Annotated in this window: 32 protein-coding genes and 1 pseudogene; 14 read left to right on the top strand and 19 right to left on the bottom strand. The window is 72.6% G+C overall.

The window, feature by feature from the left end:
- Positions 1–78 precede the first annotated feature (78 nt).
- Positions 79–1005: an AraC family transcriptional regulator gene (locus tag ACWEVP_RS18120; RefSeq protein WP_452063680.1), complete on the top strand. Its 927-nt coding sequence runs from the start codon at positions 79–81 to the stop codon at positions 1003–1005.
- Here the strand turns inward: ACWEVP_RS18120 and ACWEVP_RS18115 are convergent.
- Positions 998–1945 (bottom strand): saccharopine dehydrogenase NADP-binding domain-containing protein, encoded by a 948-nt coding sequence (locus tag ACWEVP_RS18115; RefSeq protein ID WP_452063679.1) that lies wholly within the window; start codon positions 1943–1945, stop codon positions 998–1000. The two genes, ACWEVP_RS18120 and ACWEVP_RS18115, sit on opposite strands and share 8 nt — an antisense overlap.
- A 70-nt stretch (positions 1946–2015) precedes the next feature.
- Between ACWEVP_RS18115 and ACWEVP_RS18110 the strand changes: the two genes are divergently transcribed.
- Positions 2016–2936: a helix-turn-helix domain-containing protein gene (locus ACWEVP_RS18110; protein ID WP_452063678.1), complete on the top strand. Its 921-nt coding sequence runs from the start codon at positions 2016–2018 to the stop codon at positions 2934–2936.
- Here the strand turns inward: ACWEVP_RS18110 and ACWEVP_RS18105 are convergent.
- Positions 2930–4012, bottom strand: a complete 1083-nt coding sequence (locus ACWEVP_RS18105) for an aldo/keto reductase (protein ID WP_452063677.1) — start codon at positions 4010–4012, stop codon at positions 2930–2932. The two genes, ACWEVP_RS18110 and ACWEVP_RS18105, sit on opposite strands and share 7 nt — an antisense overlap.
- Before the next feature lie 140 nt (positions 4013–4152).
- Here ACWEVP_RS18105 and ACWEVP_RS18100 point away from each other — a divergent pair, with 140 nt between their 5' ends.
- The 5 genes from ACWEVP_RS18100 to bcp all read left to right on the top strand — a co-directional run bounded on the left by ACWEVP_RS18100 (position 4153) and on the right by bcp (position 7522).
- Positions 4153–5043 carry an AraC family transcriptional regulator gene (locus ACWEVP_RS18100; protein ID WP_452064000.1) on the top strand — a complete coding sequence of 297 codons (891 nt, stop codon included), beginning with the start codon at positions 4153–4155 and terminating at the stop codon, positions 5041–5043.
- Positions 5044–5092: 49 nt separating this feature from the next.
- Complete coding sequence (locus ACWEVP_RS18095) at positions 5093–5980, top strand: hypothetical protein (RefSeq protein WP_452063676.1); 888 nt, start codon at positions 5093–5095, stop codon at positions 5978–5980.
- A gap of 135 nt (positions 5981–6115) precedes the next feature.
- The gene (locus ACWEVP_RS18090; RefSeq protein ID WP_452063675.1) at positions 6116–6298 is read left to right on the top strand and encodes a hypothetical protein; all 183 of its coding nucleotides are present in this window, start codon (positions 6116–6118) and stop codon (positions 6296–6298) included.
- Positions 6299–6490: 192 nt separating this feature from the next.
- The gene (locus ACWEVP_RS18085) at positions 6491–7033 is read left to right on the top strand and encodes a hypothetical protein (RefSeq protein ID WP_452063674.1); all 543 of its coding nucleotides are present in this window, start codon (positions 6491–6493) and stop codon (positions 7031–7033) included.
- Positions 7034–7048: 15 nt separating this feature from the next.
- On the top strand, positions 7049–7522 hold the full coding sequence (gene bcp / locus ACWEVP_RS18080; protein ID WP_452063673.1) for a thioredoxin-dependent thiol peroxidase: 474 nt from the start codon (positions 7049–7051) through the stop codon (positions 7520–7522).
- Positions 7523–7540: 18 nt separating this feature from the next.
- Here bcp and rdgB read toward each other — a convergent pair whose 3' ends face one another.
- Genes rdgB through ACWEVP_RS18055 form a run of 5 tightly spaced genes read right to left on the bottom strand, consistent with a single transcriptional unit; the run spans position 7541 to position 11185 of the window.
- Positions 7541–8149 carry an RdgB/HAM1 family non-canonical purine NTP pyrophosphatase gene (gene rdgB, locus ACWEVP_RS18075; RefSeq protein ID WP_452063672.1) on the bottom strand — a complete coding sequence of 203 codons (609 nt, stop codon included), beginning with the start codon at positions 8147–8149 and terminating at the stop codon, positions 7541–7543.
- Complete coding sequence (gene rph, locus ACWEVP_RS18070) at positions 8146–8922, bottom strand: ribonuclease PH (RefSeq protein ID WP_093948149.1); 777 nt, start codon at positions 8920–8922, stop codon at positions 8146–8148. Before rph ends, rdgB begins: the two co-directional genes overlap by 4 nt.
- A 24-nt stretch (positions 8923–8946) precedes the next feature.
- Entirely contained in the window at positions 8947–9714 is a 768-nt protein-coding gene (locus tag ACWEVP_RS18065; protein WP_372664185.1) for an MBL fold metallo-hydrolase, read from the bottom strand.
- Between the two features lie 29 nt (positions 9715–9743).
- Complete coding sequence (gene murI / locus ACWEVP_RS18060; RefSeq protein WP_364452653.1) at positions 9744–10550, bottom strand: glutamate racemase; 807 nt, start codon at positions 10548–10550, stop codon at positions 9744–9746.
- The gene (locus tag ACWEVP_RS18055) at positions 10547–11185 is read right to left on the bottom strand and encodes a rhomboid family intramembrane serine protease (protein ID WP_452063671.1); all 639 of its coding nucleotides are present in this window, start codon (positions 11183–11185) and stop codon (positions 10547–10549) included. The genes murI and ACWEVP_RS18055 overlap by 4 nt, the downstream gene beginning before the upstream one ends.
- Before the next feature lie 93 nt (positions 11186–11278).
- On the opposite strand from ACWEVP_RS18055, the gene ACWEVP_RS18050 reads away from it, so the two are divergent.
- Positions 11279–12127, top strand: coding sequence for an arylamine N-acetyltransferase family protein (locus tag ACWEVP_RS18050; RefSeq protein ID WP_452063670.1), 849 nt, complete (start codon positions 11279–11281; stop codon positions 12125–12127).
- On the opposite strand, the gene ACWEVP_RS18045 is transcribed toward ACWEVP_RS18050, so the two are convergent.
- The 7 genes from ACWEVP_RS18045 to clpS form a co-directional block, all read right to left on the bottom strand.
- Complete coding sequence (locus ACWEVP_RS18045) at positions 12117–12839, bottom strand: aspartate/glutamate racemase family protein (protein WP_452063669.1); 723 nt, start codon at positions 12837–12839, stop codon at positions 12117–12119. The two genes, ACWEVP_RS18050 and ACWEVP_RS18045, sit on opposite strands and share 11 nt — an antisense overlap.
- Positions 12840–12853: 14 nt before the next feature.
- A complete protein-coding gene (locus ACWEVP_RS18040; RefSeq protein WP_452063668.1) occupies positions 12854–13804 on the bottom strand; it encodes a PLP-dependent cysteine synthase family protein in 951 nt (316 codons plus the stop codon).
- 3 nt (positions 13805–13807) lie between these two features.
- Positions 13808–14080: a MoaD/ThiS family protein gene (locus tag ACWEVP_RS18035; RefSeq protein WP_372664180.1), complete on the bottom strand. Its 273-nt coding sequence runs from the start codon at positions 14078–14080 to the stop codon at positions 13808–13810.
- Positions 14081–14147: 67 nt separating this feature from the next.
- A complete protein-coding gene (locus ACWEVP_RS18030; RefSeq protein ID WP_452063667.1) occupies positions 14148–14555 on the bottom strand; it encodes a Mov34/MPN/PAD-1 family protein in 408 nt (135 codons plus the stop codon).
- A 138-nt stretch (positions 14556–14693) separates the two neighbouring features.
- The gene (locus ACWEVP_RS18025; protein ID WP_452063666.1) at positions 14694–15674 is read right to left on the bottom strand and encodes a P1 family peptidase; all 981 of its coding nucleotides are present in this window, start codon (positions 15672–15674) and stop codon (positions 14694–14696) included.
- Positions 15671–16228, bottom strand: coding sequence for a DUF2017 domain-containing protein (locus ACWEVP_RS18020; protein ID WP_086679754.1), 558 nt, complete (start codon positions 16226–16228; stop codon positions 15671–15673). Before ACWEVP_RS18020 ends, ACWEVP_RS18025 begins: the two co-directional genes overlap by 4 nt.
- Positions 16225–16524 carry an ATP-dependent Clp protease adapter ClpS gene (gene clpS, locus ACWEVP_RS18015; protein WP_043776748.1) on the bottom strand — a complete coding sequence of 100 codons (300 nt, stop codon included), beginning with the start codon at positions 16522–16524 and terminating at the stop codon, positions 16225–16227. The genes ACWEVP_RS18020 and clpS overlap by 4 nt, the downstream gene beginning before the upstream one ends.
- Before the next feature lie 74 nt (positions 16525–16598).
- Between clpS and ACWEVP_RS18010 the strand changes: the two genes are divergently transcribed.
- The 3 genes from ACWEVP_RS18010 to ACWEVP_RS18000 are packed head-to-tail and all read left to right on the top strand — an operon-like array spanning position 16599 to position 19125.
- Positions 16599–17900: a nicotinate phosphoribosyltransferase gene (locus tag ACWEVP_RS18010; RefSeq protein ID WP_452063665.1), complete on the top strand. Its 1302-nt coding sequence runs from the start codon at positions 16599–16601 to the stop codon at positions 17898–17900.
- A 14-nt stretch (positions 17901–17914) separates the two neighbouring features.
- Complete coding sequence (locus ACWEVP_RS18005) at positions 17915–18484, top strand: isochorismatase family protein (RefSeq protein WP_452063664.1); 570 nt, start codon at positions 17915–17917, stop codon at positions 18482–18484.
- Entirely contained in the window at positions 18481–19125 is a 645-nt protein-coding gene (locus tag ACWEVP_RS18000; protein ID WP_452063663.1) for a bifunctional 4-hydroxy-2-oxoglutarate aldolase/2-dehydro-3-deoxy-phosphogluconate aldolase, read from the top strand. The genes ACWEVP_RS18005 and ACWEVP_RS18000 overlap by 4 nt, the downstream gene beginning before the upstream one ends.
- Before the next feature lie 27 nt (positions 19126–19152).
- Here ACWEVP_RS18000 and ACWEVP_RS17995 read toward each other — a convergent pair whose 3' ends face one another.
- On the bottom strand, positions 19153–19770 hold the full coding sequence (locus ACWEVP_RS17995) for a choice-of-anchor P family protein (protein ID WP_452063999.1): 618 nt from the start codon (positions 19768–19770) through the stop codon (positions 19153–19155).
- Positions 19771–19983: 213 nt separating this feature from the next.
- Here ACWEVP_RS17995 and ACWEVP_RS17990 point away from each other — a divergent pair, with 213 nt between their 5' ends.
- The 3 genes from ACWEVP_RS17990 to ACWEVP_RS17980 all read left to right on the top strand — a co-directional run bounded on the left by ACWEVP_RS17990 (position 19984) and on the right by ACWEVP_RS17980 (position 23121).
- Positions 19984–20571 (top strand): biotin transporter BioY, encoded by a 588-nt coding sequence (locus ACWEVP_RS17990; protein WP_452063662.1) that lies wholly within the window; start codon positions 19984–19986, stop codon positions 20569–20571.
- Between the two features lie 101 nt (positions 20572–20672).
- The gene (locus ACWEVP_RS17985; RefSeq protein WP_452063661.1) at positions 20673–22721 is read left to right on the top strand and encodes an ATP-dependent DNA helicase; all 2049 of its coding nucleotides are present in this window, start codon (positions 20673–20675) and stop codon (positions 22719–22721) included.
- A 58-nt stretch (positions 22722–22779) separates the two neighbouring features.
- A complete protein-coding gene (locus ACWEVP_RS17980) occupies positions 22780–23121 on the top strand; it encodes a hypothetical protein (RefSeq protein WP_086672538.1) in 342 nt (113 codons plus the stop codon).
- Here ACWEVP_RS17980 and ACWEVP_RS17975 read toward each other — a convergent pair.
- The 4 genes and pseudogenes from ACWEVP_RS17975 to ACWEVP_RS17960 all read right to left on the bottom strand — a co-directional run.
- Positions 23118–23522, bottom strand: a complete 405-nt coding sequence (locus ACWEVP_RS17975) for an OsmC family protein (protein ID WP_452063660.1) — start codon at positions 23520–23522, stop codon at positions 23118–23120. The two genes, ACWEVP_RS17980 and ACWEVP_RS17975, sit on opposite strands and share 4 nt — an antisense overlap.
- Positions 23523–23538: 16 nt before the next feature.
- A complete protein-coding gene (locus tag ACWEVP_RS17970; protein WP_452063659.1) occupies positions 23539–24318 on the bottom strand; it encodes a peptidyl-tRNA hydrolase in 780 nt (259 codons plus the stop codon).
- Positions 24315–25544, bottom strand: coding sequence for a phosphoserine phosphatase SerB (gene serB / locus ACWEVP_RS17965; RefSeq protein ID WP_452063658.1), 1230 nt, complete (start codon positions 25542–25544; stop codon positions 24315–24317). Before serB ends, ACWEVP_RS17970 begins: the two co-directional genes overlap by 4 nt.
- Positions 25545–25662: 118 nt before the next feature.
- Positions 25663–25995 (bottom strand): annotated as a pseudogene (locus tag ACWEVP_RS17960) (cytochrome ubiquinol oxidase subunit I); the annotation flags it as partial.

Genomic DNA, 25995 nt, shown 5'->3' with positions numbered 1-25995 from the left:
ACGTTAAATGCGGCCTGCGAGACGGTGAATGGCCCAAACTCGCGTTGCCTTGTCCCAGCGTCTCGCTATGGTGGATTCATGGATGTGCTCGCCGATGTTCTCGCGGCTCTGCGGGCCGGTACTCCCGTCGCCGCCCACACCGAGGCGCACGCTCCCTGGGGCCTCCGCTTCGCGCACACCACCGGGGCCGCCTTCCACGTTGTCCTGCAGGGCACCTCCTGGCTCACTCCGCTGCCCGGTGACGCTGCCTTCGAACCGGTCGAACTCGGGCCCGGCGACGTCGTTCTGCTCGGCCGCGGCGTTCCGCACGCCATGACCTCGGCGCCCGGCACTCCGCTGAACGATTTCCGGCCCACCCGTCCTTCCCCGGCCACCCCCTTCGGACGAGTGTCGCTGCCCGGTCCCGGTGCCCGCGCGACCGTCGTCTGCGGCGCCTACCGGCTGCGCCGGCACCGGCCGCACCCGCTCCTGCGCGACCTGCCCGAGGTCCTCCACCTGGCCGCCGAGCCCGGCCGTCACCCCGGCCTGCGAGCGATGGTCCAGCTTCTGGGCGACGAAATCGCCGCGCACCCTCCCGGTGCCGCCGTCGTCGCCCCCTCGCTCGTCGACGCCCTGCTCGTCTACATGCTGCGGGCCTGGCTCAGCGAGAACGCCGGCGCTCCCGGCTGGTCCGGGGCCCTCGCCGATCCCGTCACCGCGCGGGCACTGGCCGCCATCCACGGCGATCCCGCCCGCGCCTGGACCGTCGACCAGCTCGGTGCCGCGGCCGGGCTCTCGCGCGCCGCCTTCGCCCGGCGGTTCACCTCGCTGGTCGGCGAGCCGCCCCTCACCTACCTCACGCGCTGGCGGATGACCACCGCCGCGCAGCTGCTCCGCGAGTCCGACCGGCCGGTCGCGCAAGTCGCCGCCGCCGTCGGCTACGGGTCGGCCTTCGCCTTCACCAAAGCCTTCCGGCGCGAGTACGCCACTACCCCGGGCAGCTACCGCGGCGCCGAGCTCAGCTGAATTCGACCGCGACACGCGGGTCCAGCGCCCGCAGGAAGTCGGCCGCGTCGAACATCTCACCCGCCGGCGCCACCCCCGTCGTCCTCGTCCGTCCACTCAGGACGCGCTCCACCGCTTCCACCGCCAGCGGTGCGCTGACCGCGTAGATGTCCTCGCCGCGCGCGACCGCCCGGCGCTCCTCGCCGCCCGCACGGACCACCACGTCCACCACGAACGTCTCCGCCGCGTCACGGTTCTCCGCCGCCGCCAGGCCCTTCACCGCGTCGGCCGTCAGGTAACTGGTGACGTCGGCGACCTTCAGGTGCCGGGGGATCGTCACGATGTCCGCCATCGAGAACTCGCCGAGCACCCGCCGGGTGCCCAGCGGCTCGGGGAACGTCCACTCCAGCGACGGCAGCTCGTCTTCACGGTGCTCGAGCCGGCCACCCGCGAACCGGATGCGCCGGCCGCCACGGCGCTCCCGCGACACCCGGCCCGCCGCCAGCGTCCCCGGTGTCGGGTGCCAGCCGCTCAGCCCGTACGCCACGTGGATCTCGTCGGCCGCCGGCCAGTCCCCCATCGCCGCCGTCGCCAGCAGATCGGCCAAGCCGCCGAAGAACGCCATCGCCGGCACCACCACCGAACCGACCTCCAGCGCGAACGTGTCGAGATTGGCCTCGATCTCGGCCGCGACGTCCACATACGGCACGCCGGCGCGCACCGCCGCCTCGATCACCGGACGCGCCGTCGCGGCGAACGGACCCGCGCAGTTGATCACCGCCGCAACGCCCTCCAGCGCGCGGTCGAGCGACGCCGGATCGCCGACCGAGGCCGGCCGCCCACTCGGGAGCTTCGCCGCGTCGCGACCGGAAAGGACCGGCGTGAAGCCGCGTTCGCGCAGCTCAGCCACCACGAACCGGCCGGTGTGCCCATAAGCGCCGTAAACCAGAACCGAAGTCATGCGGCCATCGTCGCGGCCCTCCTCCGCGCGCGACAGTGTCCGGAACGACGTGCTGCGTACACTTTCGGACATGCACGCTGTCGCGCTGGCCGCCACCGACGGGATGCTGTCGTTCGAGCTGACGATCGCGTCCGAGGTGTTCGGCGACGACCCGAGGTACGACTTCGCGGTCTGCGGCTCCGCGCCGGTCCGCGTCGGCCGCTTCCTGCTGGACCCCGACGACGGCCTCGACCGGCTGGCCCGCGCGGGCACGGTGCTCGTGCCCGGCTGGGCGGACGTCGACGCCGACCCGCCCGCCGACCTGATCGCCGCGGTGCGAGCGGCCCACGCGGCCGGCGCGCGGGTGGCATCCCTCTGCACGGGCGCGTTCGTGCTGGCGGCGGCCGGCCTGCTGGACGGCCGCCGCGCGACGACGCACTGGGCGCACACCGACGTCCTCGCCGCCCGCTTCCCGCGGGTGACGGTGGACCCGGACGTGCTGTACGTGGACAACGGCAGCGTGCTGACGTCGGCGGGCAAGGCCGCGGCGATGGACCTGTGCCTGCACCTGGTCCGCGCCGACCACGGCCCGGCGGCGGCCAACGCCGTCGCCCGCCGCCTGGTGGTGCCCCCGCACCGCGCGGGCGGCCAGGCCCAGTACGTGGCCACACCGGTCCCGGCCCGGGACGACCACCCGCTGGCCGCCCTGCTCCCGTGGATCACCGCACGCCTCGACCAGCCGCTGACGGTGGCGGACCTGGCCCGCAAGGCAAAGGTGAGCACCCGCCACCTGACCCGCCACTTCCACGCGGCGACGGGCACGACGCCGTTGCGGTGGCTGCTGACCCAGCGGATCCGGCGAGCGCAGGAACTGCTGGAGAAGACGGACTCACCGGTGGAGAAGATCGCGGCATCGGTGGGAATGGGCACGGCGACGACGTTGCGCCGCCACTTCACCCGCACGGTGGGCGTGCCCCCGGACACCTACCGGCGCACCTTCCGCGGTCAGTAGCGCACGTCGCTCTGCAGCAACGGCGGGTACACAGTGGACGGTTCGCCGTCGACCGTCGCCCCCGCGAACTGCAGCATCGCCCGCTGGGCGCCGTGCATCGGCGCCGGGTAGTCCAGCGTCGGCGCCGAAACCTCGTCCAGCCGGGCCAGATCCGACGCCGGCAGCGTGACGTCGAGACCCGCCAGGTTGCCCGTCAGGTGCTCCAGCCGCCGCGCGCCGACGATCGGGACCACCGTCCCGGGCCGGGCCCGCAGCCACGCCAGGGAAACCGCGGCCGACGTCGTCTCCAGCGCCGAAGCGATCTCCGCGACCAGATCGATCACCGCGTACTCCGCTTCCGACGGGCCACCCACGAACGCCGCGCGCGCGGAATCCGGCGCCGACGAACCGCGCCGGTACTTGCCCGACAGGAAACCGTTCTTCAGCGGGCTCCACGGCGTCAGCGCGATGCCCTGGTCCAAAGCGAACGGCGCCAGCTCGCCCTCCACCGTCCGCGCCAGCAACGAGTACTCCACCTGCAGCGCGACCAGCGGCGTCCAGCCCCGCAGCAGCGCGGTCGTCTGGGCCTGCGCCGTCACCCACGCCGGGGTGTTCGAGAAGCCGACGTACCGGATCTTGCCCGCCCGCACCAGGTCGTCGAGCGCCCGCATCGTCTCCTCGATCGGCGTGTGGCGGTCCCAGTTGTGCAGCCAGTACAGGTCGAGGTGGTCGGTCCGGAGCCGGCGCAGCGACTCCTCGAGCTGGGCGATGATCGACGCGCGCCCCGCGCCGCCGCCGTTGGGGTCGCCCGGGAACATGTTGCCGAAGAACTTCGACGCCAGCACCACCCGGGAGCGCGAACCCGGGCGAGCGGCGAAGAAATCGCCGAGGATCTTCTCCGAGTGACCGTTCGTGTAGAAGTTGGCCGTGTCGACGAAGTTCCCGCCGAGGTCGAGGTAGGTCGCGAGGATCTTCTCGGACTCCTCGACGCTGCAGCCGGCACCGCCGGGGTCCTCGCCGAAGGTCATCGCGCCGAGCGCGAACGGGCTGACGCGCAGCCCGGACCGGCCGAGGGTGACGTAGTGGTCGAGTGGCATGGAACTCTCCTCCGGTGTCGGATTGACACCACCAGGAAACCGCGAAGCCCCAGTTCAACGGTAGATCGATCAACGCGGGTTCTTGCACGATCCGCGCAACTTGGATTGTCATGAGCAAGCCGGCGTGCTTCCCTGGAGGAGTGCTGACCGAGCTCCGCGACCTCGTCGCCGCCCACGCGCGCGCCGACCTGCGCACGGCCGTCCCCGGCCTGCTGCTGTCCGAAGTGGACACCAGCGAGCCGCACCACTCGCTGGCCGAGCCGCTCCTGGTGGTCATGGCCCAGGGCGGCAAGCGGCTGCTGCTCGGCGACCAGGTGCACACCTACCGCGCCGGGCAGTACCTGCTGGTCGGCACCGACCTGCCGGTGACCGGCCACTTCGTCGGCGCGACACGGGAGACGCCGGCACTGGGCGTGGGCCTGGCGCTGCGCCCCGCGGCCATCGCCCCGCTGCTGCTCGAAGCCCCGCCGAGCCGGTTCCCCCGCACCCCGCCGCCGTCGCCGATCGCGACCGGGGACGCGAGCCCCGAGCTGCTCGACGCCGTCGTCCGGCTGGTGCGGCTGCTCGACCACCCCGCCGACGCGCCCGTGCTCGCCCCGCTGATCGAGCGGGAGATCCTCTGGCGGCTGCTGACCGGCCCGCACGGCGGCCTGCTCCGCCAGATCGGCCTGGCCGACAGCGGATCCCACTCGATCAACGGCGCGATCCGGTGGATCCGCGAGAACTTCGCCGAACCGATGCGGATCGACGAGCTCGCGCGGCTGAGCGGACTGAGCCCGTCGGCGTTCCACCGGCACTTCCGCGCGGTCACGGCGCTGAGCCCGCTGCAGTTCCAGAAGCGCATCCGCCTGCAGGAAGCCCGTTCGCTGCTGCTCGCCGACGCGGGCGACGTCGCCGGGGTCGGCCACCTCGTCGGCTACGACAGCCCGTCGCAGTTCAACCGCGAGTACCGCCGCCTCTTCGGCGCCCCGCCCGGCCAGGACGCGGCCCGGCTGCGCGCGGCGACCGCCCCGGGGCCGCGGCTGCCCTGACGTCCGATCCGTTCAAGACCCGCACCCGCGCCGGTGCGACGCTGAGCGCATGGCTGTGAACCTTTCCGCGGCGACGTCGTTCATGGCGACGCACGCCCGGCTCCTCGACCGACGCCGCTTCGAGCTGCTCCGCGGCGAAACCCACGCCGACGCCGTGCTGGCCGCCGTCGACGCCTACCGCAACCCCGACGGCGGCTACGGCTGGGGCCTCGAGCCCGACCTTCGCGCGCCGGAAAGCCAGCCCGGCGGCGCGCTGCACGCCTTCGAGGTCTTCGAAGAGCTCGGCCCGCACACCACCCCGCACGCCGCCGCGCTCTGCGACTGGCTGGCCTCGGTGTCCACCCCGGACGGCGGGCTGCCCTTCGCCCTGCCCGTCGCGGACCCGGCGGGCTGCGCGCCCTTCTGGGTCCAGGCCGACCCGAAGGAGGCGACGCTGCAGAGCACGGCGTTCGCCGCCGGCGTCGCCTTGCGCGTCGCCCGCCACGACCGTGCGGTGCGCGACCACCCGTGGCTCGCCGCGGCGACCGAATACTGCTTCCGCGAGATCCGCGGGCTTTCCGAAGCGCCGCACGCGATCGCGCTGTCGTTCGCGGTCGGCATGGTGGACGCGGCGCACGACTTCCACGCCGAAGCGGCCCCGCTGCTGGACCGCCTGGCCGTGTACGTCTCCCCCGACGGGCTGGTCCCGGTGGCCGGCGGTTTGGCAGGGGAAACCCTGCGGGCGCTCGACTTCGCGCCGCTGCCGGACCGGCCGGCCCGTGCGTTGTTCGCGGACACCGTCGTCGACGCCGAGCTGCGACGGCTCGCCGGGCAGCAGCAGGACGACGGCGGCTGGCGCGTCGACTTCGCGAGCTATTCGCCCGCCGCGGAGCTCGAATGGCGCGGGTACGCGACCGTCCGTGCGGTGTCGATCCTGCAGCGCAACGGAGTCGCCTGAGCTTCTACACGAGCGATGTCGGGCTTCACCCGGCCGTGGCACATCGTCATTACGGGTGGTGACCGGCCCCGTGCCTTACGGTGTGCCCGGCCGAACCCGTACTGTGACGAGGACGTCGGTGCCCGGAGGTGAAGCATGTCGTCGCGCAACCCGGTGAACTGGTTCACCCGCTGGGCCGACTGGTTCGAGGAACGCGGCGTCTACGTGCCCGGCGAGGAGAGCCGCGCGGTGGACCCGGTCCGCGATTTCGGCTGGCTGATGGCCGCGTGGGTGGCCGGCGTGGCGATCTTCATCCTGCTGTTCGCGCTCGCCGTTTAAGTGGCATGTCGGCGGTGATTGTCACCACCCGTGCCGTTCCGGTCACGGATTGGCCACGGCGCGGCACCAGGTGCGCGACAACCCCCCGTGTTTCCTCGTAACCCCGCGCGATCACGGCCAGAGTGGAGCGGGTTCGCCCGGCACGCCCCGTTGCCGAACGGCACCCCCGACCCGCCGACTGGAGTACCCGCGATGGCGCTCGCGCGCACGTGCAAGATCATGTTCACCACAGGACTGCTTTGCCTGGCGGTGGCGTGCGGGGTCCCTTCGGCGCAGGAGGGCACCGCGGCCATGGGCGCGGGCTCGCCGGCGGGCGCGGGAGCATCGGCTTCCCAGGCGGGCAACGACCTCAAGTTCGGCGCCGACCACCGGTTCCCCAGCGGCCTGACCATCTCGGTCGGCTCGCCCAAGTCGTTCCAGCCCAGCCCGTCGGCCTACCCGCACAGCTCCCGCGGCGCGGCGTTCGACGTGGAGCTGACGAACGACGGCGCGACGACGTACAAGCTTTCGGGCCTCACGGTCACCGCGACGTCGTCGGGCGCCCCGGTCAAGCAGGTCGTGGACACCACACAGGGGTTCACCGGCATCGCGGACGCGGGCAAGGACGTCCCGCCGGGCCGGTCGGTGCACGTCACGCTGGCGTTCGCGGTCCCGCCGGAGCCGGCCCAGCTCCGGCTGCAGATCCGCCCGAGCGCGACGGAGCCCGCCGCGGTCACCTACTGCGGCCCGGCCTGACGCTACGCTCGGCGCATGACCGAGCGACTTTCCCCCGGCGACGAAGCCCCGGACTTCACCCTGCCCGACAGCGAGGGCAAGGACGTTTCGCTGCGCGACTACCGCGGCAAGTCCGTGGTGGTGTACTTCTACCCGGCGGCGAGCACCCCGGGCTGCACCAAGCAGGCCTGCGACTTCCGCGACAACCTGGCGGAGCTGAACGACGCGGGCTACCAGGTCATCGGCATTTCCCCGGACACGCAGGCAAAGCTGGCGAAGTTCGCGGCGAACGAGAGCCTGACGTTCCCGCTCCTGGGCGACCCGGAGAAATCGGTGATCGAAGCCTGGGGCGCGTACGGCGAGAAGAAGAACTACGGCAAGACGTACCTGGGCGTGATCCGTTCGACGTTCGTGGTCGACCCGGAGGGCAAGATCGCGAACGCGTTCTACAACGTCCGGGCGACCGGCCACGTGGCGAAGCTGATCCGGGACCTCGGCCTGGCTTCCTGACCGCGGTCCCGGATCGCGTCAGCCTTCGGCCAGTTCCCGCAACGCCGGGAGCAGGGCACGCAACGCCCTGCCCCGGTGGGAAACCGCGTCCTTCTCGGCCGGCTCCATCTCCGCCGAAGTCCGGGACTCCCCATCCGGCACGAAGATCGGGTCGTACCCGAACCCATTGGAACCCCGCCGCGCGCGGACCAAAGACCCCCGCCACTCGCCGCGGACCACGGTCTCCTCGCCAGACACCAAAACAAGAGCCGCCGCGCACACGAACTGCGCCCCACGGCGCTCGTCCGGCACGTCCCGCAACTGCCCCAGCACCAAGTCCAAATTGGCCTCGTCGTCACCGTGGCCACCGGACCACCGAGCCGACAACACCCCCGGCATCCCGTTCAACGCGTCCACCGCAAGACCCGAATCGTCGGCTATAGCCGGCAACCCGCAAGCAGCCACCGCGTCACGGGCCTTCGCCACCGCGTTGCCCTCGAAGTCCGGCGCCGTCTCGGGCGCCTCCGGGAACGGCGGGACGTCCGCGAGACCGAGGACCTCGATCCCCGAAATCCCCTCCGCGACCAGGATCCGCCGCAGCTCGCCCAGCTTCTTCTCGTTGCGCGTCGCCAACAGCAGCTTCGTCACTTCGAGCCCTTCTTCTTGTCCGGACGCGGTTCCGGCAGCTCGCCCGGGTACGGCAGCGCCAGGGCCTCGTTCTGCAGGCGGGTCAGCTCGGCGCAGCCGGCCAGCGCCATGTCCAGCATCGTGTCCAAAGTGGACCGCGCGAACGTCGCGCCCTCGCCGGTGCCCTGGACCTCGATCAGCGTGCCCGCGTCCGTCGCCACCACGTTCATGTCGACCTCGGCGCGCGAGTCCTCTTCGTACGGCAGGTCCAGCCGGACGCGGCCGTCGACCACGCCCACGCTCACCGCCGCCACCGACGACGACAGCGGCTGCGGGTCGTTGAGCCGGTTCGCCGCGCCCAGCCACGTGATCGCGTCCGCCAGCGCCACGTACCCGCCCGTCACCGCGGCCGTGCGGGTGCCGCCGTCGGCCTGGATCACGTCGCAGTCGATGACGATCGTGTTCTCGCCCAGCGCCGCCAGGTCGATGCAGGCCCGCAGCGACCGGCCGATCAGCCGCGAGATCTCGTGCGTGCGCCCGCCGATCCGGCCCTTGACCGACTCGCGGTCGCCGCGGGTGTTGGTCGCCGACGGCAGCATCGCGTACTCCGCGGTCACCCAGCCCAGTCCCGACCCGGCCCGCCAGCGCGGCACCCCTTCGGTGACGCTCGCCGCGCACAGCACGCGCGTGTTGCCGAATTCGATCAGGACCGACCCCGCCGGCCACTGCTGGAACCCCCGGGTGATCTTGATGTCCCGGAGCTGGTCGTCGTTCCTGCCATCTTTGCGAGCCACGGGGAGCACTCTAGGACCGGCGGGTCAGACGTCGTAGACGGCACCCTGCTTGACGACCTCGGCACCGGGGAACTCCGCCGACGCCTCCGCGAGAACCGCGCCGGCGTCGGTCCACGGCGCGATGTGCGTCAGCAGCAGCCGCCCGACCGCGGCGTCGCGCGCCAGCTCGCCGGCCTGCTTGCCCGACAGGTGCACCCCCGCCGGCCGTTCCGCCGAGTCCGTCCAGGACGCCTCGGCGAGCAGCAGGTCGACGCCGTCGGCGAGCTCGTTCAGCGCCCGGCACGGCCCGGTGTCACCGGTGAACGCCAGGATCCGGCCGCCGTAGGAGATGCGCAGCCCGTACGCCGGGGTCGGGTGGTCGACCTCGACCGCGACGACCTCGAACGGCCCGATCCGGAACGGCTCCGGCCGCAGCGGGTGGAAGGCGTAGACGTCGGAGAGGTCCGTGACGGCCCGCTCGGTCTCGTTGGGCGCGTACGCGTTCGCGAGCCGGACCGGCGCGTCCGGCGGCGCGTAGAGCGGCAGCAGGCGCGGGCGCGCCGGGTACGGCGGCGCCGGGTGGTAGCGCCGCAGGACGGTGAGCGCGCTGACGTCGGCGCAGTGGTCCGGGTGCAGGTGCGTGAGCACCAGGGCGTCCAGGTCGAACGGGTCGGCCACGGCCTGCAGCTGCGCCAGCGTGCCGTTGCCGAGTTCGAGGCCGAGCAGGAAGCCCTCCGCCTCGACCAAGTAGCCGGACGCCGCGGTGTTCGGCCCGGGGATGCTGCCGGAGCACCCGAGGATGGTCAGTCGCACGTCGACACCCTAAGCGCCCGGGGGCCTGATCACGCGGTGGTGGGAGCGAGGACACCCGGGGCGAACCCCATGAACCGCGCGGCGAGCCGGGTGAACGGCTCGGCCGAGCCGGTGGCCAGGAACTCGTGCCGCGGCGGCGTCTCCCGGGTCGTCAGCAGGTCCCGCTCGGTGAGCACGCGGACGACGTCCTTGGCCGTCTCCTCCGCGCTCGACACCAGGGTGACCTCCTGGCCCATCACGATCTGCAGCACGCCCTGCAGGAGCGGGTAGTGCGTGCAGCCGAGCACGAGCGTGTCGACCTGGGCGTCGAGCAGCGGCTGGAGGTAGCCCTGCGCGAGGCCGAGCACCTGGCGGCCCGAGGTGATGCCGCGCTCGACGAAGTCGACGAACCGCGGGCAGGCGACGCTGGTGAGCGTGATGCCCGGCGCGGCGGCGAACGCGTCCTCGTAGGCGCGCGAACGCACGGTGCCCTCGGTGCCGATCACGCCGACCCGGCCGGTGTGGGTGGCCACGACCGCGCGGCGCGCCGCGGGCAGGACCACCTCGATGACCGGGACGTCGTAGCGCTCGCGCGCGTCGCGCAAGCAGGCCGCCGACGCCGTGTTGCAGGCGATGACCAGTGCCTTCACGCCGCTCTCGACGATCTCGTCGAGCGCCTCGAGCGCGTAGCTGCGCGCGGTGGCGATCGGGAGCGGCCCGTACGGGTTGCGCGCCGTGTCGCCGACGTAGCGGAGCTGCTCGGCGGGCAGCTGCTCCAGCAGCGCCCTCGCCACCGTCAGCCCGCCGACGCCGGAATCGAACACGCCGATCGGGGCGTCCGCGGGCGAAGATGTCACCCTTCGAGGTTACCCGGGGCCGCCGGAACGGCCTTGCGCGACCGGCGGCTCGTGAGCCACGCCGCGAGAACGCCGGCCAGCGCGCCGAAGACGTGTCCCTGCCAGGAAACGCCGGGGTTGCCCGGCAGCAGCCCGGCCAGCATGCCGCTCCACACGCCGAGCAGGACGACGGCGACCAGGATCTGCCCGGCCGCGCGGTTGAAGATGCCGCGCACCAGCAGGTAGGCGAGCCAGCCGAAGGCCAGCCCGGACGCGCCGACGGTGACCCCGTTCGCCGGGCCGACCAGCCACACCCCGAGCCCGGACACCACCCAGATGATGGCCGTGACCAGCGCGAACCGGCCGATCCCGGCGGCCATGGCGAGGAAGGAGAACACGAGCACCGGCACGGTGTTCGCGAACAGGTGCGACCAGCCGGCGTGCAGCAGCGGCGCGAAGAGCACGCCGTCGAGGCCGGAGAGGGCCCGCGAGTGGATGCCGCCCTGGTCCAGGTCGCCGGGCAGGATCACGTCCGCCAGCTCGACCAGGTAGAGCAGCAGGGTGAAGGAGAGCGCCACGAGCGCGGCCGCCTTGGGCTTCGGCGGCAGCACGCGCTTGGCGGCGTCGGTTTCCGGGGCGGGGTTCAAGGTGCTCACGTGATCGACGCTACGTGGGTCGCGGCGCGTCCACCTCGGGTGAAATCCCTGATCCGCGCTTTTTGTCGGTGCCCGCCGCTAACGTTTCGCGGCATGGGGAACTTCGATGTCACGGGATACCTGGCGAGGCTCGGCCTGGAGGCGGAGCCGCCGAGCGTGGGCGCGCTGCGGCGGCTGCACGCGGCCCAGGTCGAGCGCGTGCCGTACGAGGCGCTGGAGGTCCAGCTCGGGCGGGCGACGCCGCTGGAGCCGTCGGCGTCGCTGGCGCGGATCCTGCGTGGCCGCGGCGGGTACTGCTACCACCTGAACGGCGCCTTCTCGGCGCTGCTGCGCGAGCTCGGTTACCAGGTCACGCGCCATCTCGGCGGGGTGCAGGGCAGTCCGGGCGACGCGCCGAACGTCGACCGCAACCACCTGGCGCTGACCGTCGCCGGGCTGCCGGACGATCCGGAAACGACGTGGCTGGTGGACGCGGGGCTGGGCGACGGCATCCACGAGCCGCTGCCCCTACGGGAAGGCACCTACACGCAGGGCCCGCACACCTACCGGCTGCGGCCGTCGGAGGTGGCGCCGGGCGGCTGGCGGTTCGACCACGACCCTTCGGGCAGCTTCACCGGCTTCGACTTCGCGCCGGGCGAGGCGGAGATGGCCGACTTCGCGGAGAAGCACGCGTGGCTGTCGACGTCCCCGGAGTCCGGGTTCGTCCGGGTGTGCGTGCTGCAACGCCGGGACGCGGCGGGCGTCGACACCCTGCGGGCGCTCACGGTGAACCGCCACGGCGCGAAGGAGGTCGTCGAGTCGCCGTCGCAGTGGTGGACGGCCGCGGCGGACGTCTTCGGCGTCACGCCGGACCTGTTCACCGGCGAGGAGCGCGAGCGGCTGTGGCGGCAGGTCGTGGCCCAGCACGAGGCCCACTCGGGAGGCCCGGTGGTCAGCGTGTGACCGGCGCCCGCGGCAGCGGGGTCGTGCCCAGCGCGAAGCCGACGGCGGCGTCGGCGTGCAGGCGGGTGGTGGGGAAGGTCGGCACGGGCGAGTCGTCCGGGCCGACGAGCAGCTCGATCTCCGTGCAGCCGTAGATGATGCCCTCGGCACCCGCCTCGACGAGCCGCGCGATCACGCCGCGGTAGGCCTCGCGCGACTCGGGCTTCACGACGCCGAGCACGAGCTCGTCGTAGATGACGCGGTGCACGAGGTCGCGGTCCTCGGCGTTCGGCACGAGCACGTCGAGGCCGTGCGCGGCGAGGCGGTCGCGGTAGAACGGCTGGCCCATGGTGAACCCGGTCCCCAGCAGCCCGACCCGCCGGATCCCGGCGGCCTCGATGGCGGCGGCGGTGGCGTCGCCGAGGTGCAGCAGCGGGATGCCGAGGCCGGCTTCCAGCTGGTCGGCGACCTTGTGCATGGTGTTGGTGCAGAGGACGACGAAGTCGGCCCCGGCGGCTTCCAGCGCGCGAGCGGCCCGGTTCAGCTCGGCCCCGGCGTCGTCCCAGCGCCCCTCGGCCTGCATGGCCTCGATCGCGGCGAAGTCGACGGAGTACAGCACGGTGTGCGCGGAGTGGAAGCCGCCGAGCTGGGCTTTCACGCGTTCGTTGACGAGCCGGTAGTACTCGATCGACGACTCCCAGCTCATCCCGCCGAGCAACCCGATGACCTTCATGCCACCAGGATGCCTCAGGCCCAGAGCTGCCCGTCGAGCCGCTCGGCGGCCTCGTCGAGCGACCCCGCGTAGGCCCCCGTCGACAGGTACTTCCACCCCGCGTCCGCGACGACGAAAGCCACGTCCGCCTGCTCACCGCGGGCCGCGGCCTTCTCGGCCACCGCCAGCGCCGCGTGCAGCACCGCCCCCGTCGAGATGCCCGCGAAGATGCCTTCGTGCTCCAGCAGCTCGCGCGTGCGCCGCAGCGCGTCGTAAGCGCCCACGGAGTACCGGCCGTTGAGCACCGAAGGGTCGTACAGCTCCGGCACGAACCCCTCGTCGAGGTTGCGCAGGCCGTACACCAGCTCGCCGTAGCGGGGCTCGGCCGCGATCACCTGGACCTCCGGCTTCGCCTCGTGCAGGTAGCGCCCGACGCCGACCAGCGTGCCGGTCGTGCCGAGGCCGCCGACGAAGTGCGTCAGCGTCGGCAGGTCCTTCAGCAGCTCGGGCCCGGTGCCGCGGTAGTGCGCGTCGGCATTGGCCGGGTTGCCGTACTGGTAGAGCATCACCCAGTCCGGGTTCGCCTCGGCCAGCTCCTTCGCCCGCCGGACGGCCTCGTTCGAGCCGCCGGCGGCCGGGGAGAACACGATCCGCGCGCCGTAGGCCTGCAGCAGCTGCTTGCGCTCGGTCGAGGTGTTCTCCGGCATCACGCAGACCAGCCCGTAGCCCTTGAGCTTGGCGGCCATGGCCAGCGAGATACCGGTGTTGCCCGACGTCGGCTCCAGGATCGTGGAGCCACGCCGCAGCTTGCCTTCGCGCTCGGCGGCTTCGATCATGGCCAGCGCGGGGCGGTCCTTGATCGAGCCGGTCGGGTTGCGGTCCTCCAGCTTCGCCCACAGGCGCACGTCGTGCGTGGGCGAGAGCCGGGGCAACCCGACCAGCGGGGTGCCGCCGAGCGCGTCGAGCAGGGACTCGAAGCGAGCCATCGATCAGCCACCGGCCACGGCGGGGAGGATGGTCAGGGTGTCGCCGTCCTTGACCTCGGCCTCGAGCCCGCCGGCGAAGCGCACGTCCTCGTCGTTGACGTAGACGTTGATGAAGCGGTGCAGCTTCTCCTCCTTGACCAGGCGCCCCTTGATGCCGGCGTGCCGGGATTCGACGTCGTCGATGACCTCGAGGACGGTCGAGCCCTTCGCCTCGACGGACTTCTCGCCGCCGGTGTGGGTGCGCAGGATCGTCGGGATGGAGACGGTCACGGCCATGGGTTCTTACCTCCGGTGGGTTCCTACTCGCAGACGCCGGTGGCGCGGCGGTTTATTCCGAACGGGGTCAGTCGACGATCTCGACCGGCTCTTCGGTGATCTCGGCGTCCACGATCCGGTACGACCGGAACTCGTGCACTTCGGGGTCGCGGGTGGAGACGAGCACGTAGTGCGCGTCCGGCTCGGCCGCGATGTTCGCGTCGGTCCGCGACGGGTAGGCCTCGGTCGCGGTGTGCGAGTGGTAGATCACCACGGGCACCTCGTCGTTCGCGTCCAGCTCGCGGTAGAGCTTCAGCAGGTCGGCGGAGTCGAACTCGTAGAACGTCGGCGACCGGGCGGCGTTGAGCATGGGGATGAACCGCTCGGGCGAGTCGGACCCTTCGGGCCCCGCGATGACGCCGCACGCCTCGTCGGGGTGGTCACGACGGGCGTGGGCGATGATCTCGTCGACGAGTTCACGGCGGATCCTGAGCACGTCCCCATCTTAGGTGGTGGACAAACCGAGTCCAGATGATGAGATATTGCGCTCACCAGGGCAATCGGTGCACGCCGATGCCGCTCCCGGACCTCTGACGCGGTCACAGCTCCCGGAGGGCCGGCACCAACTCGCGCGTTACGCGAACGCCTCCGGCCAGACGTCCCGGTACGCGGGTACCCCGCCGGCCGTGGTCGCCGCCAGCAGCCCGTGGACCATCGCCCGCGCGAACACCCGCGCCGCCGCCGAGCACAGCGCGTCCAGTGCCGCCGGCCGGGCCGCCGCGCCGAACGGGCCGCTCGCCTCCGGCAGCTCGCGGGCCCCGGTGGCCAGCGCGAACACTGTGTCGCCGTCGAACATCGTGTGCGCCGGGCGCACCGCGCGCGCCAAGCCGTCCTGGGCCGCGACCGCGAGCCGCCGCGCCTCGGCCTTGGACAGCGCCGCGTCGACCGCGACCACGCCGATCGTCGTGTTCAGGTCGGTCCGCCGCGAAGGCAGGTCGGCGGGCCGCGAAGGCCACGTCACGCCGAAGTCGCCGTGGTCGGCCGCGTACGCCCGGCCCGTCGTCAGGTCCACGGCCTCGCCGGCCGCGTTGACCGCCGCGATCGCCCCGACCGTGTACTCGCCGACGACCTCGCTCGCGGAACCGATCCCGCCCTTCAACGACCCCACGGCCGCGCCGGCACCGGCACCGACTGTGCCCAGCGCGAAGGAGTCCGAAGCCGCTTCGCACGCCGCGTAGCCGAAGGACGCGTCGGGCCGGTTGCCCCACTCGCCGCGCGGCAGGTCGAACAGCACCGCCGCGGGCACGATCGGCACGACCTCGTGCGGCTTGGCGCCGACGGGAAAGCCCAGGTTGCGCTCGGAAAGCCACGTCATCACGCCGTCGGCCGCCGCCAGGCCGTACGCCGAACCGCCCGACAGGCACACCGCGTTGACCCGCTGCACCAGGTTCTCCGGCTCCAGCAGGTTCGTCTCCCGCGTGCCCGGCGCGCCGCCGCGCTGGTCGACCGCGCCGACCGCGCCGTCCGGGACCAGGACGACCGTCGTCCCGGTCGCCCAGCCGTCGCCGACCCGCTCGTGGTGCCCGACGAGGACACCCGGCACGTCGGTGATCATCCGGTCAGCGCCTGGATCAGCGTCTCCTGCACCCAGGTCAGCCAGTGGTAGACGCCCAGGTGCGGCGCCCGCGGGTCGTCCTCGGGCAGCTCGTCGGGCATGTCCTCGGTGACGTCGAGCGCGGTGCCCAGCGCCAGCCGGACGTCGTTGAGCGCGCCCAGCCACGCGTCGGCCTGTTCCTCGGTGAGCCGGACGTGGCCGCCGTCGCGCGGCAGCGTGTCGAGCACGATCTTCGCGACGCCGACCTTGACGTCCAGCAGTTCCGGCTCGTGCAGCGAGCGCATCGCCGCGGCCGCGTCGATGTCCTCCCGCGAGGGGTTGTCCGGGTCGAGCTTGTGGAAGTCCGGGAGCAGCCGCGACAGCACCGGGTCGTCCGGGGACTCGGTGGGCCCGGTCCGGATGCCGGTCAGCTCGGCGAGCTCGTCCTGCGGCGCTTCTTCGGCGCGCGCGGTCAGCATGTCTTCGAGCTGGCTGACCAGCCCGCGCAGCACGGCCGCCTCCTGCTGCTCGAAGCCCGCGTGGATCACCGCGCCCTTGCGCCGCCACCCGTTCACGAGGGCTGCTCCATGGTCGCCCACAGGCCCGCCGCGTGGAGCTTCGCCACGTCCGTCTCCACCTTCTCCTTGCTCCCGGAGGACACGATCGCCTTGCCCTTGTGGTGCACGTCCAGCATCAGCTTGGTGGCGTGGTCGCGGCTGTAGCCGAACAGCTTCTGGAAGACGTACGTCACGTACGACATGAGGTTCACCGGGTCGTTCCAGACCACGGTCCGCCAGGGGGTGTCCGACTCGGCGACCTCGGCCCCGACCGGCTCGACCTGCGTCTGTTCGGAAGCGACAGGCGTGGACATGCACCCCATGGTGTCACGGGGCGCACGGGGTACGCCGCGCCAGGTCCGGCCATGTGGGTGAATAGGCTTACCCCATGGGTTCACCGGAGCCGGCCACGGCCAGCACTGCGCTGCTCACCGACCACTACGAGCTGACCATGCTGGGCAGCGCGCTCGCCGACGGGACGCACGCGCGGCCCTGCGTGTTCGAGGTGTTCGCCCGGCGACTACCGGACGGGCGGCGCTACGGCGTCGTCGCCGGTACCGCCCGCGTCCTCGACGCGATCGCGGACTTCCGCTTCACCGACGCCGAGCTTTCGCAGCTGGAGGCCACCGCCGTCGTCGACGACGCGACGCTGGCCTGGCTGGCCGACTACGAGTTCTCGGGTGACGTCGACGGCTACGCCGAAGGTGAGCTGTACTTCCCGGGCTCGCCCCTGCTGACCGTCAGCGGCTCGTTCGCCGAGTGCGTGCTGCTGGAGACGCTGGTGCTGTCGATCCTCAACCACGACAGCGCGATCGCGTCGGCGGCGGCCCGGATGTCCGGGGCCGCGCACGGCCGCCCGATCATCGAGATGGGCGGGCGCCGCACGCACGAGTACGCCGCCGTCGCGGCCGCGCGGGCCGCCTACCTGGCCGGCTTCGCGACGACGTCGAACCTCGAAGCCGGCCGCCGCTACGGCATCCCGACCCGCGGCACCGTCGCGCACGCCTTCATGCTGCTGCACGACAGCGAGGAGGCCGCGTTCCGCGCGCAGGTCGAGAAGATGGGCCCGGACACGACGCTGCTCGTCGACACCTACGACATCACCGCCGGCATCGAGACCGCGGTCCGCGTCGCCGGGCCGGAGCTGGGCGCGATCCGGATCGACTCCGGTGACGTCGGCCCGCTCGCCCGCCGCGCCCGCGAGCAGCTGGACTCCCTCGGGGCGAAGGACACCCGGATCGTCGTCTCCGGCGACCTCGACGAGCACGCCATCGCGGCGCTGCGCGCGGAGCCCGTCGACGCGTACGGCGTCGGGACGTCGGTGGTCACGGGGTCCGGCGCGCCGACCGCCGGGATGGTCTACAAGCTGGTCGAGGTGGACGGCAAGCCGGTCGCCAAGCGCAGTGCCCACAAGGAGTCCCGCGGCGGGCGCAAGTCCGCGCTGCGGCGCCACCGCGGCACCGGCACGGCGGTCGAAGAAGTCGTCTGGACGACGTCCGGGAAGGCGCCGGAGCCGGACGCGAACGACCGGCCGCTGCAGATTCCCCTGATCCGCGGCGGCCGCGCGGAGGCGGACCTGCCTACGCTCGACGACGCGAGGCAGCGGCTGCGCCGCGGCCTGGTCAGCCTGCCGTGGGAGGGCCTCAAGCTCTCGCACGGCGACCCCGCCATCCCGACGCTCTTCCTCTAGAACGGAGTCCGGCCATGGGAACCGCGCTGATCGTGGTGGACGTGCAGAACGACTTCTGCGAAGGCGGCTCGCTGGCCGTCGCGGGCGGCGCGGCGGCCGCCGCGGCGATCTCGGCGCTCAGCGTGAGCGGCGGGTACTCGCACGTCGTGGCCACCCGGGACCACCACATCGACCCGGGGGCCCACTTCAGCGACACCCCCGACTTCAAGGACAGCTGGCCACCACACTGCGTGGCGGGCACGGCGGGCGCGTCGTTCCACCCCGAGCTGGACGTCGTCCCGATCGGCGAAGTGTTCTCCAAAGGCGAGTACAGCGCGGCCTACTCGGGCTTCGAAGGCGCGTCCCGGGACGGGAAGTCCCTGGAGACGTGGCTGCGCGAGCACGACGTGACCGACGTCGACATCGTCGGTATCGCGACCGACTACTGCGTGCGGGCGACGGCGCTGGACGCGGCCCGGGCGGGGTTCGGCGTGCGGGTGCTGCTCGACCACACGGCCGGGATCGCCCGTGCTTCGGTCGACAGCGCGTTGCGGGACTTCGACGAGGCCGGCGTCGCACACACCGGAACGGCGCACGTCGCGTGAAGGACCTGCAGGCCCTCTTGGCCGAACACCGGCTCGTCGCGATCCTGCGCGCCGCCGACGCGTCCCGGTTCGCCGACGCGGCGATGGTCCTGCACGCGGCGGGCGTCCGCCTGCTCGAAGCGACGCTGACGACGCCGGGCGCGCCGGCGGCCATCACCGCGCTGCGCCTGGCGCTCGGCGAGGACGCGCTGATCGGCGCGGGCAGCGTCCGCGAACCGTCCGATGTGGACATCGCGGTCGACGCGGGCGCGGCGTACCTGATCACGCCGACGGTCAACCCGGCGGTGCTGGAACGCGCGGCCGACCTGGGCACCCCGGTGGTCTGCGGCGCGCTGACGCCGACGGAGATCGACCAGGCGTGGCGCCTCGGCGCGGCCGCGGTGAAGGTGTTCCCGGTGGCGGCGGTGGGCGGGATCGCCTACCTGCGCGCGGTCCGGGCCCCGCTGCCGGACGTCCCGCTGGTCCCGACGGGCGGAGTCCACCTGTCCGACGTCGAGGGCTACCTGAAGGCGGGCGCGATCGCGGTGGCCGCGGCAACGCCGTTGCTGGGCGACGCGCTGTCCCCGAGCGGCAGCCTCCCGGACCTGGCGGCCCGGGCCGGCGAGTTCGTCGCGGCGGCCGCCCGCTTCACGACCGCCTGAGCGGCACTTTCACGGGAAAGTGCCGCGCTACTTCTTCCCGAACGGGTCGCAGGCCGCCGTGCCCAGGTAGATGTCGCCGCTCGCCGGGCCGCCCTGCGGGAACAGCTCGATGTGCACCGCGTGCGTCACCATGCTGCCGTCCGGCGGCTGGGGCGTCACCGTCTCGTTGAGGACCACCGTCGCCAGCGCCGTGCCCGCGGGCCCGCCCGGGATGACGATCCGGTCGTTCGGCGGGATCTGCGCGGGCACGGTGATCCCCTCGACCTCGCCGATCGAGACCTCACCGCCGCTGCCGGTCTCGCTCGTCGCGCACTTCACCGAAAAGGTGCGCACCGTGATGACCGGGCCGCCGTAGCGCTTGAGCAGCGTCGCCGCGAACCGGTGCCCGGACGCCTGCGCGACCGACACCGCGCCCGAGCGGCCGCAGCCGCTCTCGCCGACGCCGAACACCGCGACGTCACCGGTCGCGCCCCCGGCCGTCCGGGCGCTGTAGGGGCCGTCGACGGTGCACTTCGCCAGCTCGCCGGTGACGACGTGCTCGTTGTCGACAGTCACGTCCAGCGACCCGGAAGACGCCCATCCGGTGGACGTGCCCGGCGCCGCCGCGACCAGGAGCGGAGTGGCCAGCGTCGTCACCGCCAGCAACCGGAATGTCCTCTTCCTGGCGATTCGCATGCACCGGCCTCCCCGTTCGCGTGACAGTTCGTAGTTACCCACTTCGTCATCGGCAGGCCGGCCGCCGCCCCTGATCGGGTCCACCCGGACGGGTGGCCGGTGAGGAACGCAACTTAAGGGGCTGCGCCGGGGGTAACGAGCGTTAACCTCGATCGTCGCCTGTGTCCCACCCTGGGAGGTTTCGTGTCTTCGCTGTCCTTCGCCGCCAAGCGGCCCGTGCTGGCCGACCTCGTGCCCGGTTCGCTCGTCCGGGACATCGCGCTGGTCGCCGGCGGTGCCGTGCTCACCGGCGCCGCCGCGCAGCTGACGATCCCGGTGCCGGGCAGCCCGGTGCCGATGACCGGCCAGACGTTCGCCGCGCTGCTCGTCGGCGCGTCGCTCGGCATGTCGCGCGGTGCCGCGTCGATGCTCGTGTACCTGCTCGTCGGGGCGGTCGGGGTGCCGTGGTTCCAGCACGGCACCGCGGGCCTGTCCGGCGCGAGCGCCGGCTACATCGTCGGCTTCGTCTTCGCCGGCGCGCTGGTGGGCGCGCTGGCCGGCCGCGGCGGCGACCGCACGCCGGTGCGCACCGCGGGCACGATGGTGCTCGGCAACCTCGTGATCTACGCGTTCGGCGTGCCGTGGCTGATGGCGTCGACCGGGTTCGACCTGTCCACGGCGTTCGCCAAGGGCGTCACGCCGTTCCTGATCGGGGACGCGCTGAAGATCGTCGTCGCCGCCGGCCTGCTGCCGCTGACCTGGAAGCTCGTCAAGGGCCGCACCGAAGGCTGACCGCTCGTCGCGGGACCTCCCGTCCGGAGGTCCCGCGACGCGAGTGGCCCGTTCGCGACGGAGCACCGATCTTTGTCGGGGGCGGCGGCTAATGTGTCGCTGTGCCCGCCCGAACCGATTTCCCCGGCGTCCTCGAACTCCTCACCCACGCGGTGGAGGCCGTGGGCGGTGCCGAACGCCCAGGGCAGGTCGAGATGGCGGACGCCGTCGGCCGCGCCATCCGCACCGGCGAGCACCTGGCCGTGCAGGCGGGCACCGGCACCGGCAAGTCACTGGCCTACCTCGTCCCCGCGATCCGCCACGCCGTCGAGAAGGAAGCCACCGTCGTCGTCTCGACGGCGACGATCGCGCTGCAGCGCCAGCTGGTCGACCGCGACCTGCCTCGCCTGGCGAAGGCGCTGAAGAAGCCGCTGGGCCGCGAACCGACCTTCGCGATCCTCAAGGGCCGCCGCAACTACATGTGCCTGCACCGCCTGGACTCCGGCGCGCCGGACGAGCCGGAGGACGCCCAGCTCTTCGACCCGTTCGCGGTGTCGCGGCTGGGCAAGGAGGTCACGCGGCTGCGGGAGTGGGCGTCGGACACCGAAACCGGCGACCGCGACGAGCTCGTCCCCGGCGTCACCGACCAGGCGTGGCGCCAGGTGTCGGTGACGGCGAAGGAATGTCTCGGCGCTTCGCGCTGCCCGATCGGCACGGACTGCTTCGCCGAGAAGGCCCGCGCCGAGGCCGGCCGCGCCGACATCATCGTCACCAACCACGCGCTGCTGGCGATCGACGCCCTGCAGGGCTACCAGGTCCTGCCGGACCACGACGTGGTGATCATCGACGAGGCGCACGACCTCGTCGACCGCGTCACCTCGGTCGCGACCGGCGAGCTGACCAGCGCGATGTGCGCGTCGGCGGCGCGCCGCTGCGGCAAGCTGATCGACGCCGACGTCGCCGACGGCCTGCTGGAGGCGGGTGACGGGCTGGCCCTGATCGTCGACGACCTGCCCGCGGGCCGGATGGACGAGCTGCCCCGGCCGCTGAAGGGCGCGATCCCGGCGGTCCGCGACGCCGCGCACGCGTGCATCACGGCGCTGGGCTCCGACCGCAAGGAGGACGTCGAGGGAGCCACCGCGCGCAAGCTGGCGCGCTCGCTGCTCGACGAGGTGCACGACACCGCGGTCCGGCTCCTGGAGGCGTTCGACGACGACCAGGCGCACCAGCGCGACGTCGTCTGGCTGTCGGGCGACAAGTACTCCTCGAACCCGCGGCCGCCGGCGCTGAAGGTGGCGCCGCTCGGCGTCGCCGGCCTGCTGCGCGAGCGCGTCTTCAACCTGCACACGACGATCCTGACGTCGGCGACGCTGACCCTGGGCGGCACGTTCGACACCATGGCGCGCCAGTGGGGCCTCCCGCCGGGCGCGGCCCGCGTCGAAAAGGCGCCGGGGGCCGCGACGGACAAGGAAGCGCCGTCGGACGAATCCGGCCCGAAGTGGACCGGCCTGGACGTCGGCTCGCCGTTCGACCACCAGCGCAACGGCATCCTCTACCTGGCCAAGCACCTGCCACCGCCGGGCCGCGACGGCCTCGCGTCGTCCACAATGGACGAACTGGCCGAGCTGATCGAGGCCGCGGGCGGGCGCACGCTCGGGCTGTTCTCCTCGATGCGCGCGGCCAAGCAGGCGGCCGAGGAGATGCGCGAGCGGCTGGACTTCCCGATCCTCTGCCAGGGCGAGGACGCGACTTCGCTGCTGGTCCAGAAGTTCTCCGAGGACGTCCGCACGTGCCTGTTCGGCACCTTGAGCCTGTGGCAGGGCGTGGACGTGCCCGGGCCGTCGCTGCAGCTCGTGGTCGTCGACCGGATCCCGTTCCCGCGCCCGGACGACCCGGTGTCCTCGGCGCGGCAACGCGCGGTGGAAGCCCGCGGCGGCAACGGGTTCCTCACCGTCGCGGCCACGCACGCGGCGCTGCTGCTGGCACAGGGCACCGGGCGGCTGCACCGCTCGGTCACCGACCGCGGGGTGGTCGCGGTACTGGATTCGCGGCTGGCGAACGCCCGCTACGGCGGATTCCTCCGTGCGTCGCTGCCCCCGTTCTGGCCGACGATGGACCCGAAGGTGGCACGCGACGCGTTGCGCCGGCTGGACGCAGCCGCGCCCGCGTGACGCGGTCCACGGCCGCGCCCGGTACGGTGAACCCACCGACGCAGCAAGGGAGCACCGGTTGACCCAGGATTCGTCCAGCGCACAGTCCCGGACCGTCAGTGTCGACGACACCGGCGTGCGGCGGCGGCTCGCGGACGGCAGCGAAGAGGCCGTCACGTGGGCCGGCCTGTCGTCGGTGATGGTCCGCGTCATCCCCGACGGCCCCTGGAACGAAGACGTCTTCTTCATGCTGGTGGGCACCGACGGCAAGGGCACGGCGGTCCCGAGCGGCGACCCGGCGGCGGACGCGCTGATCGAGCGCCTGCAGGCCCTGCCCGGCTTCGACAACGAGAAGTTCATCGAGGCCATGACGACCGACGCCGACCAGGCCTACGTCGTCTGGGAATCCAGCGAGAACTAGGCGGTCGGGAACTCCTCCGTCACCGGGATCCCCTTCTTGAGCGTCCGGCTCACCGTGCACAGCCGCTCGATCGCGCGATCCACGGCGCCGGCCAGCGCTTCCCGCTGATCCGCGGCCAAAGTCGACACGTCGACATCGAACGCGACGTGCACGGCGTCCAGCTCCGAAGCGCCTTCGCGGCGATCGGCGCTGACGGTCACGCGGAACTTCGCGTCCTCCCCGACCCGCCGCGTGATCAGCTCTTCGGCCGTCACCGCGCTGCAGCCCGCGGCCGCGATCTGCAGCAGCTCCGCGGGCGAGAACGCCCCTTCCGCGCCCGCCCGGCCGAGCCGGACCTCGGCACCACGGTCGTTGCGGCCGACGAACGCGTGCTGCCCGTCGCGCTGTACTTCCAGTCCCATGCCCGCTCCAACCGGCTCAGGAAGCCCCTTGTTCCGGCTCCCACTGCGCGAGAACCGTGATGGTGCCCGGGTCGACCTCGGTGAACCCGGCATCCCGCACGGCGACGACGCGGTCGCGCCGCCACGCGCCCTCGGGGTCGTCGCCCGGGTGCAGTTCCTTCCACCGCGCGACGCTCGCCGCCCGCACCGCGGTCCGGTAGCCCCGGGCGGCCCAAGCCGCGCGCTGCTCGTCGTCCAGCAGCGCGGCGAGGATCATCGTGGCGTGCCCGACCTGCGCGGCCGCCTTGCCGACGGTCATCGGCGCGTGCGGGTTCAGCAGGAGCAGCGGGACACCTTCGGGGATCGGGCCCGGCTCGTCCGGCGGCAGCTCGCTGCCCGAGATCTGCAGCCGCGAGACCTCCTTGGGCGCCTCGGTGACCAGGCCCGGCACCAGGGCCCGCGCCTCGGCGCCGTCGATCTCGACGGTGATGCCGGGCAGGTCCTGCACGGCCGCCCAGTGGGCACCGCGCGCCCGGCGCGCGACCTTGCGGATCCGGTTGTCGAGCCACGCGTGCATCGGCTCGGCCCACTCGCCGCCGGGCTCCGAGCGCTCGTCGAGGCAGACCGCCAGCGCGGCGGCCGCGGCGGCCTCCAGCAGCGGCGTGCGGCCGGGCGGCTCGGCGCGTTCGATGCGCAGGATGACCGGCATCGCCCGGACTTCCTCGGGGAGCTCGTCCGAGGTGTCCGACGTGTCTTCGGCCGGAAGCCCGAGCCAGTAGGCGTAGCGGGCGCCCAGGGGGTCGAGAACGCTGCTCACGGACGCATCAGCTCGAGCCCGTCGGCGGCGTCGGCCGCCTCGACCTCGCCGCGGGTGAGGCCGAGCACGAACAGCACGGCGTCGAGGTACGGGTGCGACAGCGCGGTGTCGGCCACCTCGCGCAGCGCGGGCTTGGCGTTGAACGCGACGCCCATGCCGGCCGCCGAAAGCATGTCGATGTCGTTGGCGCCGTCCCCGACCGCGACGCACTGCTCGAGCGGGATGTCGTACTCGCCGGCGAAGCGGCGAAGCACCTTCGCCTTGCCTGCGCGGTCGACGACGTCGCCGACGACCTTGCCGGTCAGCTTGCCGTCGACGATCTCGAGCTCGTTCGCCGCCGCGAAGTCCAGGCCCAGCTCGTCCACGAGCCCGCCGATGACCTGCGTGAACCCGCCGGACACCACGCCGGTCTTGAACCCCATCCGCTTGAGCGTGCGGATCGTCGTGCGGGCGCCCGGGGTCAGCTCGATCGACGCGGCGACCTCGTCGATCGCCGTGGCGGGCAGGCCCTCCAGCAGCGCGACCCGGCGCTCCAGCGACTCGGTGAAGTTGAGCTCGCCGCGCATGGCGGCTTCGGTGATCTCACGGATCTCCGGCTCGACGCCGGCGTGCGCGCCCAGCATCTCGATGACCTCACCCTGGATGAGCGTGGAGTCGACGTCGAAGACGACCAGCCGCTTCGCCCGGCGCGTGATCCCGGCCCGCTCGACGGCGATGTCGACTCCGACCTCGACCGCCGCGTCGGCCAGCTCCGACCGCAGCGCGGCATCGGCGTCGGGGGTGTCCTGGTCGACCGAGACGTACAGCTCGAGGCCGGTCACCGGGTAGTCGGCGACGCTGCGGATCGCGTCGATGTTGGCGCCGAGCGATGCCAGCCGTCGCGCGACCTCCGAGAAGCCCCGTGCGGTGACCGGGCGGCCGAGCACGACGAGCACGTGGGTGGAGTCGCGGCGGCCGAGCGCGAAGGGGTCGTCCCCGATCGCCGAGCCGATCTTGACGTCGACCTGCATCCCGACCGACGCCATCGCCTGCTCGACGGACTCCTGCAGGCCCTCGGGGTCGCGATACACGCCGGCGAGCACGCCGAGCACGAGCTGCCCGCGGATGACGACCTGCTCGACGTCGAGCACGTCGACGTCGTGGCGGGTCAGCACGGCGAACAGCACGGACGAGACACCCGGCTTGTCGGGGCCGGTCGTCGTGATCAGGACGGGGGTCTGGGTCACTGGTCATCCCTCGTTCGGCAACGCTGCACGATCAGTCTGCCGGTCCGGGCTCGAACATAAGTAGAGCGCGTGCCCGGCTTCACAAAAGCCGGGCACGCGCTCTCACTCGTTCGGGGTGTTACTTGTCGTCGCCCTGCTCGCTGGCGTTGTCCCGGGAGTGGTCACCCGGGATCACGGCCTCGGTGAGCAGCTGCGACGGGGCCGCGTGGCTGTTGACCTTCTGCTTGCCGAAGAAGCCGATCTCGCCCTCGTTGTGGATGCGCTCGATCATGTGCGGGTAGTGCAGCTCGAACGCGGGCCGCTCGGAGCGGATCCGGGGCAGCTCGGTGAAGTTGTGCCGCGGCGGCGGGCAGGACGTCGCCCACTCGAGCGAGTTGCCGTAGCCCCACGGGTCGTCCACCGTGACGATCTCGCCGTACCGGTAGCTCTTGAAGACGTTCCAGATGAACGG

The sequence above is a fragment of the Amycolatopsis sp. NPDC003865 genome (assembly GCF_053605345.1).
Note: the sequence above shows the minus strand (reverse complement) of the source record. Positions and strands in the feature narration are given on the sequence as shown.

What these genes read in the sequence shown, in the direction of transcription:
- ACWEVP_RS18120 (WP_452063680.1), top strand. Translation starts at nt 79, where the DNA reads ATGGATGTGCTCGCCGATGTTCTCGCGGCTCTGCGGGCCGGTACTCCC.
- ACWEVP_RS18115 (WP_452063679.1), bottom strand. Translation starts at nt 1,945, where the DNA reads ATGACTTCGGTTCTGGTTTACGGCGCTTATGGGCACACCGGCCGGTTC.
- ACWEVP_RS18110 (WP_452063678.1), top strand. Translation starts at nt 2,016, where the DNA reads ATGCACGCTGTCGCGCTGGCCGCCACCGACGGGATGCTGTCGTTCGAG.
- ACWEVP_RS18105 (WP_452063677.1), bottom strand. Translation starts at nt 4,012, where the DNA reads ATGCCACTCGACCACTACGTCACCCTCGGCCGGTCCGGGCTGCGCGTC.
- ACWEVP_RS18095 (WP_452063676.1), top strand. Translation starts at nt 5,093, where the DNA reads ATGGCTGTGAACCTTTCCGCGGCGACGTCGTTCATGGCGACGCACGCC.
- ACWEVP_RS18090 (WP_452063675.1), top strand. Translation starts at nt 6,116, where the DNA reads ATGTCGTCGCGCAACCCGGTGAACTGGTTCACCCGCTGGGCCGACTGG.
- ACWEVP_RS18085 (WP_452063674.1), top strand. Translation starts at nt 6,491, where the DNA reads ATGGCGCTCGCGCGCACGTGCAAGATCATGTTCACCACAGGACTGCTT.
- bcp (WP_452063673.1), top strand. Translation starts at nt 7,049, where the DNA reads ATGACCGAGCGACTTTCCCCCGGCGACGAAGCCCCGGACTTCACCCTG.
- ACWEVP_RS18050 (WP_452063670.1), top strand. Translation starts at nt 11,279, where the DNA reads ATGGGGAACTTCGATGTCACGGGATACCTGGCGAGGCTCGGCCTGGAG.
- ACWEVP_RS18045 (WP_452063669.1), bottom strand. Translation starts at nt 12,839, where the DNA reads ATGAAGGTCATCGGGTTGCTCGGCGGGATGAGCTGGGAGTCGTCGATC.
- ACWEVP_RS18040 (WP_452063668.1), bottom strand. Translation starts at nt 13,804, where the DNA reads ATGGCTCGCTTCGAGTCCCTGCTCGACGCGCTCGGCGGCACCCCGCTG.
- ACWEVP_RS18035 (WP_372664180.1), bottom strand. Translation starts at nt 14,080, where the DNA reads ATGGCCGTGACCGTCTCCATCCCGACGATCCTGCGCACCCACACCGGC.
- ACWEVP_RS18025 (WP_452063666.1), bottom strand. Translation starts at nt 15,674, where the DNA reads ATGATCACCGACGTGCCGGGTGTCCTCGTCGGGCACCACGAGCGGGTC.
- clpS (WP_043776748.1), bottom strand. Translation starts at nt 16,524, where the DNA reads ATGTCCACGCCTGTCGCTTCCGAACAGACGCAGGTCGAGCCGGTCGGG.
- ACWEVP_RS18010 (WP_452063665.1), top strand. Translation starts at nt 16,599, where the DNA reads ATGGGTTCACCGGAGCCGGCCACGGCCAGCACTGCGCTGCTCACCGAC.
- ACWEVP_RS18005 (WP_452063664.1), top strand. Translation starts at nt 17,915, where the DNA reads ATGGGAACCGCGCTGATCGTGGTGGACGTGCAGAACGACTTCTGCGAA.
- ACWEVP_RS17975 (WP_452063660.1), bottom strand. Translation starts at nt 23,522, where the DNA reads ATGGGACTGGAAGTACAGCGCGACGGGCAGCACGCGTTCGTCGGCCGC.